The sequence below is a fragment of the Arenimonas soli genome (assembly GCF_014643775.1).
Taxonomy (GTDB): Bacteria; Pseudomonadota; Gammaproteobacteria; order Xanthomonadales; family Xanthomonadaceae; genus Arenimonas; species Arenimonas soli.
On sequence record NZ_BMKC01000001.1, the window covers coordinates 1437262 to 1451088 of the forward strand.

Annotated in this window: 12 protein-coding genes; 2 read left to right on the forward strand and 10 right to left on the reverse strand. The window is 69.9% G+C overall.

Going from position 1 to position 13827, the window contains the following annotated elements; translation table 11 throughout:
- Nucleotides 1–29: 29 nt before the first annotated feature.
- Entirely contained in the window at nucleotides 30–827 is a 798-nt protein-coding gene (locus IEX13_RS06885; RefSeq protein ID WP_188662471.1) for a hypothetical protein, read from the forward strand.
- Here IEX13_RS06885 and IEX13_RS06890 read toward each other — a convergent pair.
- From IEX13_RS06890 to IEX13_RS06920, 7 genes are all read right to left on the reverse strand, one after another.
- The gene (locus IEX13_RS06890; protein ID WP_188662473.1) at nucleotides 755–1312 is read right to left on the reverse strand and encodes a DUF3011 domain-containing protein; all 558 of its coding nucleotides are present in this window, start codon (nucleotides 1310–1312) and stop codon (nucleotides 755–757) included. The two genes, IEX13_RS06885 and IEX13_RS06890, sit on opposite strands and share 73 nt — an antisense overlap.
- Nucleotides 1313–1422: 110 nt before the next feature.
- Nucleotides 1423–2391, reverse strand: a complete 969-nt coding sequence (gene epmA, locus IEX13_RS06895) for an EF-P lysine aminoacylase EpmA (RefSeq protein ID WP_188662475.1) — start codon at nucleotides 2389–2391, stop codon at nucleotides 1423–1425.
- A gap of 45 nt (nucleotides 2392–2436) precedes the next feature.
- Entirely contained in the window at nucleotides 2437–4563 is a 2127-nt protein-coding gene (gene ligA / locus IEX13_RS06900) for an NAD-dependent DNA ligase LigA (protein ID WP_188662477.1), read from the reverse strand.
- 10 nt (nucleotides 4564–4573) lie between these two features.
- Entirely contained in the window at nucleotides 4574–5344 is a 771-nt protein-coding gene (gene zipA / locus IEX13_RS06905) for a cell division protein ZipA (protein WP_188662479.1), read from the reverse strand.
- Between the two features lie 74 nt (nucleotides 5345–5418).
- Nucleotides 5419–8916: a chromosome segregation protein SMC gene (smc, locus tag IEX13_RS06910; protein ID WP_188662481.1), complete on the reverse strand. Its 3498-nt coding sequence runs from the start codon at nucleotides 8914–8916 to the stop codon at nucleotides 5419–5421.
- 200 nt (nucleotides 8917–9116) lie between these two features.
- Nucleotides 9117–9398, reverse strand: a complete 282-nt coding sequence (locus IEX13_RS06915; RefSeq protein ID WP_188662483.1) for a BolA family protein — start codon at nucleotides 9396–9398, stop codon at nucleotides 9117–9119.
- Nucleotides 9395–9694, reverse strand: a complete 300-nt coding sequence (locus IEX13_RS06920) for a YciI family protein (protein WP_188662486.1) — start codon at nucleotides 9692–9694, stop codon at nucleotides 9395–9397. The genes IEX13_RS06915 and IEX13_RS06920 overlap by 4 nt, the downstream gene beginning before the upstream one ends.
- A 117-nt stretch (nucleotides 9695–9811) precedes the next feature.
- Between IEX13_RS06920 and IEX13_RS06925 the strand changes: the two genes are divergently transcribed.
- Nucleotides 9812–10300, forward strand: coding sequence for a hypothetical protein (locus IEX13_RS06925; protein ID WP_188662488.1), 489 nt, complete (start codon nucleotides 9812–9814; stop codon nucleotides 10298–10300).
- Between the two features lie 4 nt (nucleotides 10301–10304).
- On the opposite strand, the gene IEX13_RS06930 is transcribed toward IEX13_RS06925, so the two are convergent.
- From IEX13_RS06930 to IEX13_RS06940, 3 genes are read right to left on the reverse strand one after another with little or no spacing between them, the layout of a single operon-like run.
- The gene (locus tag IEX13_RS06930) at nucleotides 10305–11129 is read right to left on the reverse strand and encodes a polysaccharide deacetylase family protein (protein ID WP_188662489.1); all 825 of its coding nucleotides are present in this window, start codon (nucleotides 11127–11129) and stop codon (nucleotides 10305–10307) included.
- On the reverse strand, nucleotides 11126–11845 hold the full coding sequence (locus IEX13_RS06935) for a 2OG-Fe(II) oxygenase (RefSeq protein ID WP_188662491.1): 720 nt from the start codon (nucleotides 11843–11845) through the stop codon (nucleotides 11126–11128). The genes IEX13_RS06930 and IEX13_RS06935 overlap by 4 nt, the downstream gene beginning before the upstream one ends.
- A gap of 34 nt (nucleotides 11846–11879) precedes the next feature.
- Nucleotides 11880–13814 carry a S9 family peptidase gene (locus tag IEX13_RS06940; RefSeq protein WP_188662494.1) on the reverse strand — a complete coding sequence of 645 codons (1935 nt, stop codon included), beginning with the start codon at nucleotides 13812–13814 and terminating at the stop codon, nucleotides 11880–11882.
- Between the last annotated feature and the right edge of the window lie 13 nt (nucleotides 13815–13827).

Sequence of the window (13827 nt, forward strand, 5' to 3'; positions counted from 1 at the left end):
CCGGCCGGCCGGCGCGTTATCCTGCGGCCATGGCAAGCCGTCCCAGCCGCCGGACCGCCGGCACCCCGCTCCCCGATTCGGGCATCGAGACCCTGCTCCATGGCGCCTGCGTGCGCGCCGGCGCCGGGGCCGCCATGCAGGTGGTGCTCGACCGCCTGCCGCTGCTGCGGCCGCTGCTGCCCTCGGGCCTTCGTTTCGTCGGCAGCCGCGAATCGGCGCAGGCGACCCAGCGCGCGGTGGTCGAGGAAATCTATCGCCGCTACCGGCTCAAGCCCGCCGCCTGGGAAGTCGAAGGCGTGCTGGCCGTGGCGCAGACGCAAGCCGTGCTCAGCCCGCTGGCCACGCGCGAAAGCCTGCGCGGCCTGCTGCGCGGCTGGCTGCCCGACGCGCTGAGTGCGCCGCTGATGCGCTACACGCCGCTAGAGCCGCTGGTCACCGCCACCGTGCACGCGGTCGCCGAAACCTGGGCGGCCGGGCGCTATGCCGACAGCGTCTGTCGCCTGCGCAAGGCCGGCGCCGACTGGCTGCCCAAACCCCTGGCCAGCGCCCTGAACATGGCGCCTTCCACGCTGAAGTCCTGGAGCGCCGAAGCGCTGTCGCTGGCCATGCCGCCCTTGAAGCTGGCGACCACCCTGGGCCGGCAGCTCACCGGCCTGGCCCTGCCGCGCACGGCCGTCAGCGCCGGGACCCGGAAGCCGGCCAGCAAGAAGGCGCCCGCCAAGAAGCGGGCGCCTTCGAAAACGCCGGCAAAACCTCAGAAGACGACGAAGTCGGCGCGGCAGCCGCGGTCAACCCAGACGCCGTCGCGACGGAAGCCCCAGGAATAGCCGTAGTCACAGCCCGCCTTGCTCAGGCGACGCTCGATATTGGCCTCGCGCAGGCCCCCGGGCACGCGGCAGAAGTTCGGGCGGTTGTCGTGAGACTCGCAGCGCAGCAGGCGGGCCGGGGCCTGGCCATAGCCGTAGCCGCGGTCGTCGCGACCCCGGTAGCGCGGGTCGTAGCGGCCGTTGTACGGACGCTGCGCATAGGCGCGGCCGCCGACCTCGAAGCGCGCACGGCAACCGCGGGTCACCCAGACGCCGCCGCGGTCATAACCCCAGGTGCGGCCCAGCACGCAGTCGGCGCGTGATTCCTGGCGCACGATGCGAACGCCGCCGCGGGTGTCCACCGGGCAGTAGCGGTCACGCTGCTTTATCGATTCACAGCGCAGCACCTGCGGACCATGGCGGTAGTCGTCGTAGCGGTCGCGCGCCTGGGCGGCGCCTGGCAGCGCCACCGCCGCCAGCAGCAGGGAAATCAGAAGTCGGGTCATGGGCTTCCTCCGTCACGCCGGACCGGGCGCCGACGTGGCCCAATCTAGGTTCGCAGGACTGAATACCGGGTCAATCCGGGGTGATTCACCGAGCCGCGCTCAGAAAACGTTCATGCGCGCTCGAACGGGAACGCCAGCACGTCGGCGATCTTGTCGGTGCCCAGCAGGGCCATCAGCAGGCGATCAACGCCCAGCGCCACGCCGGCGCAGCCAGGCAGCCTGGGCAGCGCGGCGAGCAGGCGCTCGTCGATGGCGGGTTCGGCGGCGTTGCGGGCACGCCGGCGCGCGAGGTCGAGCTCGAAACGGGCGCGCTGTTCGTCCGGATCGGTCAGTTCGTGGTAGCCGTTGGCCAGCTCGAGCGGCCCCAGGTAGGCCTCGAAGCGTTCGGCGACCGCCGGCGTGCCGGGGCGTATGCGCGCCAGCGCGCACTGGCTGACCGGATAGTCGTAGACCAGCAGGATGCGGCTGGCCGGGATCGAGGGCTGGATGAGATGGGTCATCAGCAGGTCCAGCCAGTCGTCGCGGGTCAGTCCGTCCGGATCGATGTCGTAGACGCCCAGCGGCGAACGCAGCTCTTCCTCGGGCGCGGACATGGGATCGAAGCCGAACTTGTCCAGGTACAGCTGGCGGAAGCTGGTGTCGCGCACCGTCGCCCGGCGGCCGGCCAGGGCCAGCGCGGCCTTGAGCAATTCGGCGGTTTCGTCCATCAGCCGGTGGTGGTCCCAGCCGACCCGGTACCACTCGAGCATGGTGAACTCGGGATTGTGGCGCGTGCCGGCTTCGCCGTTGCGGAACACGCGGCCCAGTTCGTAGCAATCGCCGATGCCGGCGGCCAGCAGGCGCTTGAGCGGGAATTCGGGCGAAGTGCGCAGCCAGCGGCTGCTGGCGCCCGCCGAACGCGGGCCGGTGAATTCGAGTCGGAAACTTTCGATGTTCGGGTCGGTGTTGCCGGCCATGGACAGCATCGGGGTCTCGACCTCGAGCACCTCGCGTTCGGCGAAAAAACGCCGGATCAGGGCATACAGGTCGGCCCGCAGGCGCAGGGCCCGGGCGTGGGCGGTGGGCTTGCTGTTTTTCATGCCGCTTACTTTACGCCGCGGCCGGGAGAGGGGACGTGATGCCGGTCACCGCGCTTCGTGCTCGTTCAGGAAGGCCAGCAGCCGGGCTTCGTCCCATACCTCCACGCCCAGCGCGGTGGCCTTCTCGAGCTTGGAGCCGGCCGCTTCGCCGGCGACCAGGAAGCTGGTCTTCTTCGAAACACTTGAAGCGACCTTTGCACCCAGGGCCTGCAGGCGGTTGCCGGCCTCGTCACGGCTCATCGCGTCCAGCGAACCGGTCAGCACCACCGTCCGGCCGGCCAGCGGCCCTTCGGCGGCGCGCTGGGGCCCGGTTTCCGGCCAGTTGACGCCGGCGGCGCGCAGGGCGGCGATGACTTCGCGATTGTGCGGCTCGGCGAAGAAGCCAAGGATGCGTTCGGCCACCACCGGCCCGATGTCCGGAACCTCCAACAGGGTTTCGAGGCTGGCGGACATCACCGGATCGAGCGCGCCGAACCAGCGCGCCAGCGTGCGGGCGGTGGACTCGCCGACGTCGCGGATGCCCAGCGCGAACAGCAGGCGCTCGAGCGTGGTGGCCTTGCTGGCGGTGATCGCCGCGACCAGGTTCTGTGCCCAGCGCGTGGCCACCTTGCCGGCCTTGACGGTTTCGGGAACGGTGCCGTCGCGTTCGTCGGCGCGGCGCTTCATTTCCAGGAACTCGTCCAGGCCCAGTGCGTACAGGTCGGCGACCGTGCGCACGTAGCCGAAATCCACCAGCGCCTCGATGAATCGTTCGCCCAGGCCGTCGATGTCCATGGCCTTGCGCGAGGCGAAGTGCACCAGCGCCTGCTTGCGCTGCGCCGGGCAGACCAGGCCGCCGGTGCAGATGAGCGTGGCGCCCTCGGCATATTCGACGCCGGCCTTGGTCTGGCGCAGCACCTTGCGCACCGCTTCGACGTGCGAGCCGCAGGCCGGGCATGCGGAAGGGAAGGACCAGGGCGCGTGCAGCGGCCTGCCCTGCCCGTCCAGCGGGCGCCGGTCTTCGACCACGCGCACCACTTCCGGGATGACGTCGCCGGCGCGACGCACGATGACGGTGTCGCCTTCGCGCACGTCGAGGCGGGCGATCTGGTCGGCGTTGTGCAACGTGGCATTGGTGACCACGACGCCGGCGACCTGCACCGGCGCCAGCCGCGCCACCGGGGTCAGCGCACCGGTGCGGCCGACCTGCACCTCGATCGCCTCGACCGTGGTGGTTTGCTCCTGGGCGGGAAACTTGTGCGCGATGGCCCAGCGCGGTGCCCGCGAAACGAAACCCATCGCCTTCTGCTGGTCCTGCCGGTCGAGTTTGTAGACGACACCGTCGATGTCGTAAGGCAGGCGGTCGCGCAGGGCGCCGATGCCTTCGTAGTAAGCCAACAGGCCGTCGGCGCCGCGCGCGACCGACACTTCAGGCGAAACCGGGAACCCCAGCGCCTTGAGTGCCCGCAGCAGGTCGGAGTGGCGCGGCGGCAACGGCCAGTCACCCGTGGCGCCCAGGCCATAGGCGTAGAAGGACAGCGGCCGCGCCGCCGCCAGCTTCGGGTCGAGCTGGCGCAGCGAACCGGCGGCGCCGTTGCGCGGGTTGGCCAGCACCTTGCCGCCGGTTTCGCGCATGCGGGCGTTGTAGGCCTCGAAGCCGGCGCGCGGCATGTAGACCTCGCCGCGCACTTCCAGCACGGCGGGCAGGTCGGCGCCGCGCAGTTTCAGCGGGATGGCGCGGATGGTGCGCAGGTTCTGGGTGACGTCCTCGCCGGTGGCGCCATCGCCGCGGGTGGCGCCGCGGACGAAGTGGCCGTCTTCATAGCGCAGGCTGATGGCCAGGCCGTCGAGCTTGGGTTCGACCGAAAACGAAGGCTCGGCTTCGCCCAGCTCCTTGCTGATGCGCGCCACGAACTCGCGCACCTCTTCTTCGCTGAAGGCGTTGTTGAGCGAGAGCATGGGTACGTCGTGCACCACGGTCTCGAAGCCAGGCAACACGCCGGCACCGACGCGCTGGGTCGGCGAATCGGGCGTGCGCAGTCCGGGATTCGCTTCTTCCAGTGCCTGCAGCTCGCGCAGCATGGCGTCGTACTCGGCGTCCGGGATCGCCGGGTCGTCGAGCACGTGGTAGCGGTGGTTGGCGTCGTCCAGCGCGAGGCGCAGGGCGGCGATGCGCTTGGCCGGGTCGGTCATGGTGCCGGTCTCAGCGAGTGGTGCGCAGGTCCCACTTGGTCTGCTTGCGGTCGTAGTTGCGCAGGTCCTCGCGGATGTGCGCGATGCGCTGGCGGCCCAGGGTGTTGCGCTCTTCGTCGAGAAGCACGCCGTCGAGCAGTTCGGCCAAACGCTGGGCCGTGGGCAGCATCGCGTCCCAGGCGTCGAGCGCCGGCAGCGGGCCCGGCAGGGCCATGAAAAAGCTGATACCCGGCGTGCGCAGGTCCTGGATGCCGGCCATTTCGAAGGAGCCGGGTTTGACCAGGTTGGCCACTGAAAACACCGGCCCTTGCTCGGGGTGGTTGTCCACCAGCCGGTGGAAGATGTTCATGTGGCCATACACCAGGCCGGCCTTTTCCGCGGCCACCACCAGGTCCGGGCCGTGGAAGGTCTGGCCGGCGCGCGCCGCCAGGTACAGGCTGACGACCTTGTCGAAGTTCTCGTCCGGGCGGGCGCCCGGCGCCGGCGGGCCGGCGGGCTTGCGGTCGGGCACGGCTTCGCCGGCCAGGGTTTTTTCCAGCAGGTCGAGTTCGGACTGCTCCACTCCCGCGGCGTCGCCGCCGGTCTGGGCGTCGGCTTCCATGATTTCGCGCAGCGTCGGTTCCTGGCGGCCGGCGCTGCCCGGCTCACGCGCTGGCGCCGTCGCGCGGCGGCCCTGCCCCGGCCTGCGCCGGCTGCTGACGATGATCACCGCGAACAAGACCAGGGCCGCGACGGCGATGGCGATGCGCAGCAGCGCGGTGTCGCTGAGTCCTTCGAACATGGTCCCTCCCTGTGTCCTTGTCCGTGGGCGGCAAGCGCCGCCCTGCGGAATGATGCACCAATTATCGGCGGCGGTCAGGCCGCGCCGACCAGGCGCGCGGCTTCGGCCAGGTCCACCGACACCAGCCGGCTGACGCCCGGCTCGCGCATGGTGACGCCCGAAAGCTGCTTCGCGGCCTCCATCGTCGCCTTGTTGTGGGTGACGAACAGGAACTGCACCTTTTCGCTCATCTCGGTGACCATGGACGAGAAGCGGCCGACGTTGGCCTCGTCCAGCGGCGCGTCCACCTCGTCGAGCAGGCAGAACGGCGCCGGGTTGAGCCGGAAGATCGCGAACACCAGCGCCACCGCGGTGAGCGCCTTCTCGCCGCCCGAAAGCAGCGAGATGTTCGATACGCGCTTGCCCGGCGGGCGCGCCATGATCGAAACGCCGGTGTCGAGCAGGTCTTCGCCGGTGAGTTCGAGGTAGGCGTGGCCGCCGCCGAACAGGCGCGGATAGAGTTCCTGCACGCCGGTATTGACCCGGTCGAAGGTTTCCTTGAAGCGGCCGCGGGTCTCGCGGTCGATCTTGCGGATGGCGTCCTCCAGGGTTTCCAGCGCCGACGTGAGGTCGGCGTCCTGGGCGTCGAGGTAGGTCTTGCGCTCGCTCTGTTCGCCGTATTCCTGGATGGCGGCCAGGTTGACCGGCTCGAGCCGGCGCATCTTGGCGTCGATGTCGGCCAGCGACTTGCGCCAGACCTCGACGTCGGCCTGTTCGGGAAGCGCGGCCACCACTTCGTCCAGCGACAGGCCGGCTTCGGCCACGGCTTCGGAAAGCTGGCTGGCGCGCAGCTGCAGGGCCTGGTGTTCGAGCTTCTTCTGCGAAATCGCCTCGCGCTGGGCCAGCGACTGCTGGTCGCGCTGCTGGCGCACCTGTTCGTACTTGCGCATCTCGGCTTCGATGCCGTCCAGGGCCGAGCGCGCGGCGCCCAGGGCCTTGTCGGCGACCACGCGCTGGTCCAGGGCGGCCTGGCGCTGGCCTTCGAGCGCGACGACCGGGGCGTCGCCTTCGGCGAGCTGGGCCTGCAGTTCGTTCAGGCGCACTTCGAGCTGGGCCTTCTGGCTGCCCATGCGCGCCAGCGACTGGCTGAGCGCGACCACGCGGGCGCGCTGGGATTCAAGCGTGAGCGCCAGCTGGTGCGCGGCCTCGCGGGCTTCGCGGGCACTGTTGCGGGCGCTGTCGCGCTGTTCGCCCAGGCTGCGGCGCTGGCTGTCGAGGGCCTGGCGTTCGGTTTCCAGGTCGCCCATCTTCGCCACCGCCTGTTCCAGGCGCGCACGCGCTTCGCGGGCGTTGGCCTGGGATTCCTCCAGCGTGGTCGCCAGGCTGGCCAGCTCGGCGTCGATGCGGGCGACCCGGGCCTGGGCCGATTCCAGGCGGCCCTGCTGGCCCTGCAGCTGGCCGGCGAGTTCGGAGACGCCGCGGTGCGCCATGTACAGCGCGCGCTGGGCGTCCTCGCGGTGCTGTTCGGCTTCGAGCAGCTTGTCGCGCATGGCGGTCAGGCCGTCGTTGAGCGCCTGTTCCTTTTTCGCCAGCGCGTCGATGTCGGCGCGCAGGGTCTGGATCTCGCGTTCGCGCGCCAGTGCGCCCTGCTGGGCCTCGCCGCTGCGCAGCACGCGCAGCCAGCCCTGGCCCAGCCATTCGCCGCCGCGGGTGATCGCCGACGAGGCGCCGCCGAAATCAATGCCGGCCGCGTCGCCGGCGCTGTCGATGGCCAGCACGTCCGCCAGCAGGCGGCGCACGGCGTCGGGGCCCTGCACTTTCGCGGCCAGCGAGCCGGCCGGTGCCTGGAAATCGCCGCTGCCGCCGGACACCAGGGCCACGCGGCCCTGGGACAGCCCGGTGATGGCGTCGAGAAACTCGCGCGGCGCGTCCACGGTGACGGCTTCGAGCAGGCTGCCAAGCACGGTTTCGACGGCGGTTTCCCAGCCCGGTTCGACCTGCAGGGCTTCGCCCAGGCGCGCCTGGCCGTCCAGGCCCTGGGCCTTGAGCCAGTCGAGCGCGACGTTCTTTTCCTGGCCCAGGGCCGCGTGCTGCAGCGCCTCGAGCGAAGACAGGCGGCCGCGCGCGGCCTGCGCCTGCTTGCGCACGTCGGCCAGTTCGGACTGCTGCTGGCGCTGCTGGTCCTGCAGCCCGGCCAGGGCCGTCTTGCGCTGTTCGAGCTGTTCGCCCAGTCCATCGAGCCCGGCCTTTTGCTGGTCGTGGTCGGCGGTGAGCTGGGCCAGGCTGGTGGAAATGGCGCTGGTGTCCAGGCCACTGCGTTCGCCGGACAGGGTTTCGCGGCGGCGGCCGGCGTCCAGGGCCTGCTTTTCCAGGTATTCGATCTTGGTGCGTTCGACCTCGGCCCAGCGCGCGGCCTCGGACTGCGCCTTGGCGTAGGTGTCCCAGCGCTGCTGCCAGTCGTGCAGGGCCGCTTCGGCGGCCTTGAGCGCTTCCTGGCGCGCGCTGTCGTCGCTGCGCAGGGCTTCGAGCTTCGGCTCGGCGGCGGCGATAGCGTTGTGCAGTTCGGCCAGCTGGCGTTCGTCGCCGCTGATGTGTTCGCCGACCTGGGCAAAGGCAGCGTCGGCTTCGGTGCGGGCGGTTTCCAGGCGCTGGCGCAGTTCCTTCTGGTGCTGGATCTGCTGCTCGATGCGGGCCAGCTCGCCGCCGATCCGGTAGACCTCGGCCTGGGCCTTGCCCAGGGCGTCGCTGGCCTCGCCCTGCTGGCTGCGGCAGGCCTCGATCTGGGCTTCGGCCTGGCGCTGGTCGGCCAGCAGCGCCTGCAGCTTGATCTCGTCCTGGGTCAGGGCTTCGTTGAGCGCCTTGAGGTCGCCGTCGAAGCGGCGGAATTCCAGCGCCTTGAGCTGGGCGTCCTTGTTCAGGCGTTCGGCCTGCAGGGCCTGGTACTGCTCGGCGGCGCGGGCCTGGCGCTTGAGGTGTTCGAGCTGCTTGTCGACTTCCTCGCGCAGGTCGCTGAGGCGGTCGAGGTTTTCCCGGGTGCCCTTGATGCGCGATTCGGTTTCCTTGCGGCGCTCCTTGTACTTGGAGATGCCGGCGGCTTCTTCCAGGTACACGCGCAGGTCTTCGGGCTTGGCCTCGATGATCTGGCTGATCATGCCCTGTTCGATGATCGAGTAGCTGCGCGGGCCCAGGCCGGTGCCCAGGAACAGGTCGGTGATGTCGCGGCGGCGGCAGCGCGCGCCGTTGAGGTAGTAGTTGGACTGGCCGTCGCGGCTGACCAGGCGCTTGACCGAGATTTCGGCATAACGCGCGAACTCGCCGCCGATGGTGCCTTCGGTGTTGTCGAAGATCAGCTCCACCTGCGCCTGGCTGACCGGCTTGCGCGAGGACGAGCCCGAGAAGATGACGTCGGTGAGCGAATCACCGCGCAGACGGCTGGCCGAGCTTTCGCCCATGACCCAGCGCACCGCGTCGATGATGTTGGACTTGCCGCAACCATTGGGACCGACCACGCCGGTCATGTTGGTCGGCAGGTGCATCACCGTGGGATCGACGAAAGACTTGAAGCCGGACAGCTTTATCGTGGAAAGGCGCATTGATCGGGGTTCTCAGTCGACCGGGCGAACCGGCCGGCCGCGGGGCAGGCAAGCCGCCCCGCCGCAGGGTCCAGGGGAAGTCCACGAACCGGTCCGCCGCCCACGCCAAGATGTTGATTTCATTGGCAGAGCGCGGTCCCCGGTGCGCGGCCGACGGGCAGTATAACAGCGGCCCGGCAGGGCCCGGCGATTGCCGCGACTCAGACTTCGTCGGGCGTGCGGGCCTGGATGGACAGGGCGTGGATGTCGCTTTGCATCAGCGGCCCCAGGGCGGCGTAGACCTTGCGGTGCCGGGCCAGCGGGGCCAGGCCGGCGAAGGCGCGGCTGACGATGCTGACCTTGAAGTGGCCACGGCCGTCCCGGGCACCGGCGTGGCCGGCGTGGCGGTGGCTGTCGTCGACCACCTCCAGCGAGTCCGGGGCCAGCGCCGATTCGAGCATGGCGCGGATGGCGGCCGGGCGTTCTTCCCTCGGCAGGGTCATGGCAGCACCAGCCGGAACGGCCAGACGTCGACCTGGCTGTAGACGCCCGCCTCCAGGTAGGGGTCGGCGTCGGCCCAGGCGCGGGCGGCGGCGAGGTCGGCGAACTCGGCCACCACCAGGCTGCCGGTGAAGCCGGCGGGCCCCGGGTCTTCGGCGTCGATGGCTGGCAGCGGGCCGGCCAGCTTGAGCCGGCCCTCGGCGGCCAGGGCCTGCAGCCTGGCCAGGTGGGCAGGCCGCGCCTGCTGCCGCGCGGCCAGGGCGTTGGCCCGGTCAGTGCCTTTGATGGCGTACCACATCGGACCCCCCGGTTCCGACCCTGTTGGCCGGCATTATGGCCGAATTGCGTTGCGCGGCGCGAACCGCCGCCTTAGCAGCGACAATGGCCCCAGCCTTCCGACCGGACGCGGCCCATCGTGCTTGACGACTTCCTGCAACTGGACGAGATCCGCGACCCCACGCCGGTCGCCCCACTCTACCGCCGCACCTGGGGCGCGGAGCCGCCGGACTTCGAATTCCACGCCGTGGCCTGGCACCGGCGCGTCGACGGCAGCCGGCACCCGATTTCCTACCTGCACCTTTGGCTGCGCGAGGACACCTGCCTGCTGGGCGGCGCCTGCACCGACGGCCCGGCGATCGCCGCGATGCCCGCCGACCAGCGCGAACGCCTGCGCGCCGCCGGCGGCGCGATGCTGCAGGTCACGCGTTTCGCGATCGCCCGCTACGGCGACCGCTGCGACGGCTTCTTCGGCCACTGCGGCGACAACCGGTCCTGGGCGGTGCTGGCGCGCGCCGGTTTCGAGCCCACCGCGTTTCCCAACCGCATCGTGCACTGGCACCGGCCGCTGCCGGAAACCCGCAAGCATGAGCTGGTGCAGCGCGTGCTTGGCTTCGGGACCTTCTGAAAACTCAGGCCAGCCCGGCCAGCAAATCCTCGAACTGCTCCGGCGACGACCAGTGCAGGCCGCAGACATAACGCGGCAGATGCCAGGGGTCGCTGCCCGCCCCTACCGCCCCGCCCTGCGTTCCGAAGGCCGCCTGCAGGCCCAGCGAGGCCCCGTGGCGCGGGAACCAGTCGCGCACCAGGAAGTCCGGCGCGTGGCCGTAGGGATAGGCGAACAGGGGGCAGGCACCGGGACCCAGGCGCGCCGCCAGGTAATCGGCGGCCTGGCGGATCTCGAAGTCGGCGCGCGGCTCGTCGTCAACGACATGGAAGTCGCCGCGCGGCATGCCGCCCGGACCGGGTTCGTGCATCACCGGATGGTTGTGGTCCCAGCTGTGGTTGCCGATGCCCACGCGGCCACCGGCCAGCTCCGGCGCCCACCAGTCTTCGCCCATCCAGTCCAGTCCGTGCAGGCAATCGCGGTCCATGCGTGCCCGCGCCTGGGCGCAGGCGATCACGAAACAGGTGAGGTGCCGGTCCGGCTGCCCGGGCTGCGCCTCGAGCAGGGTCAGCAGGGACGGCTGGAGACCCTGCCCCGGGTACTCGACATCGCGAACGTCCAGCACCGTGCCGTCGTCGCAGCTCAGCGCCAGGCAGCGCGCCAGGTCGCGCTCGGCCAGGCCCAGGCGCTGCTCGACCACCCACTGCAGCGGCACGATGCGCCAGCCCAGGCGCGTGGCGGTGGCCAGGTCGCTGGCGAAGGCGACGTGGTCGTTGCCGGCGTAACCGGGCCCGCCCACGGTGCTGGCGTGGTAGGTCAGCACGGGCACCCGCCAGTCGCGGCCGCTCATGGCAGGTGCATGCCCTTGTAGCGGGTGTTGTGCGGCTCGCGCAGTTCGTCTTCCGGGCGCGTGGTCGTGTAGTAGTACATCGCGATCGAACGCCGCCAGACGCCTTCGGGCGTGGCTAGCGGCGCTGGGTGGCCATGGAAGGTGTCGCTGCGGGTGTTGAAGATGACCGCGCGGTTGAACAGCGGCGCGATCGATTTCTCCCGGCGCGCGGCGTCGGTGGACCACAGCTCGAGGTCGCCGCCCCAGGCGGGGTCCCAGGAGTCGTTCAGGTACAGCAGCAGGTTGATGCGCCGGTGCGCCTGCAGGCCCGGGTGCCAGTTGAAGTCGGCGTGCACGCCCAGGTGGCCGCCGCGGCCGACCAGGTGCACGCCGCCGCCGAGCAGCTGGGGATCGGGCAGCAGGTGGTCGATGCCGGTCAGCGCCTCGAGGAAACGCAGCATCGGACCGGCGTTGAGTTCATGCAGGGCGCGGCAGACGGTTTCGGGCAACACGTCCTCGCGCGAACTCGCCAGCTTCATCTCGAAGCCCTCGGCGGCGTAGCGGTCCCAGGGAAGTCCGCTGTCGGCGGCCGGGATGGCGTCGGCCAGTGCGCGGGCAGCATCGGCCCGCAGGAAGTTTTCGACCACCCGGTGCGGGAACGGCTGCGCCGACCGGTAAGCCTGGCTTTCCGTTTCCGCCAGCGCCATCAGCCGCGGGGTGTCGAAGATGAACTGCATGGTCGGATGATGGCTCGGGGGCATTCCGGAAATGTTAGCCCGGCCCGGACTGCCCCTTCCCCTGGCCCCGGCCGATGGTCCGGTCCAGCATGTTCAGCACCCGGTTGGCCCAGTCGAGCTGGTTGGCCTTGTCGAAGTAGCCATGGCCTTCTTCGCCATAAATCTTCATCTCGACCGGCACGCCGGCACTGTGCAGGGCCCGCCGCATGCTGCGGGTGTGGTGCGGCGGCGCGGTGCGGTCGTCGCCGCCGGCGCCGAGCAGCACCGGCACGCGAATCGCGCGCGCCAGGCTGGGCGGCGAGATGCTGGCGAGGTCGCTGCTGCCCAGGACCTCATCCATGTAGCTGCGTGAGAAACGGCTGCCGACGGATTCTTCCCGGTAGAGCTGGGGAATGTCATAGACCCCGACGTTGCCGATGCCGCAAGCGTAAAGATCAGGTTCGCGGATTAGACCCATCATCGACGCGTAGGCGCCATAGCTGGAGCCATACAGGCAGATCCGGCCCGGGGCAGCGATTCCTTCGGCGATCGTCCAGCGCGTGGCATCGGTTAGGTCGTCCTGCATCCTGCCGCCCCACTGGCGGTGGCCCGCCTCGCGGAATGCCTTCCCGTAGTTGCCCGACCCCCGGAAGTTGACCTTGAGCACGGCGTAACCGCGACTGGCCAGCAGCTGCACCTCAGAATCGAAGCCCCAGCGGTCGAATACGCCGATCGGGCCGCCATGGGGCATCACCACCAGAGCGCCGGGCGTGCCGGCCGGCCGGTCCCTGGGCACGGTGAGGAAACCTTCGATCTCCATGCCGTCCCGCGCCTTGAAGCGCACGACTTGTGTCGGCGACATCTGGCGGGGGTCCAGGCGCTCGCTGCGCGCGGCCAGGAAGTGCGCCTTGCCGTTGGCGTGGTCGACCAGGTAGTACTCACCCGGATCGAGGTCCGAGGACACCTGGTAGACACCCAGCTCGCCGTCGAGGGCGTAGGACGTGGGGTAGACGTAGGCGTTCGGGAAGGCCTTTGCCAGCTTCTTCAGTTCAACGGCATGGCGATCGTCGGGCGCCACGAACTCCAGCTTTGGTTTTCCATCCAGGTACACCACGGCGATGACGCCGCCGTGCACCGGCGAGACCAGCGTATTGAAGGCGTCGACCCGCGGGTTGCGCAGCAGCGGCCGCGTCTTGAGCGTCGCCAGGTCCATTTCCAGGAACTCATCGGTGCCGGTGCTGCGTTCGGCCATCAGGTAGGCACGGGAATTGTCGGCGGAGAAGCCGACGATGTACTGGGCATCGTCCCCGGCGTTTTCGTTGTTGGTCTCCTGCCACTCGCCGGCGCCATCGAGCACCCACAGGCGGGGATACATCTCGTTGTTCATGTAACCGCGCACGCCGCGGACCTGCGCGGCGTTGTCGAGGTAGTAGGTCGAATTGGCGTGCGCCGGCCAGCTGACCTTCTGGGCCTTGATCTTCCCCGTGCGCAGGTCGACCCGACCGATGCCGTGGCGTCGCGACGAGCCGAGCGACACCAGGATGTGGTGTTCGTCGTCCTTGAGCCGGTCGATGAGCCACATCGGCTCGTTCTTGTTGACGGGACGCGGATCGCCGTCGACGTCGACCATGTACAGGAAGGGATTGGAAACCGGGTGGTCGAGCGGGCCGTGGCGGGTGGCCACCTTGTAGAGAAGCTGGTGGTTGTTGGCCCACCAGAAACCGCTGACGATGCCGTTCTTCTCGAGGTTCACCGCCGCCGTCTGTTTCATGTCCTGACGGCGCAGAACCACCAGCACCACGCGGTCGCCATGGGGCACGGTGGCTGCCAGGTGCTTGCCGTCCGGCGAGATCTTCAGGTTGCCGAAGGCTTCGAGGTCGAGGAAGTGTTCGACCGGGATGCCGGAGGCGGGACCGGGCACCGCGGCGGCCGACGGGCTCGCACACAGCAGCGGGGACAGGCAGGCGAACAGCAGCAGGAATCGGAACATCGACGCAGACCCC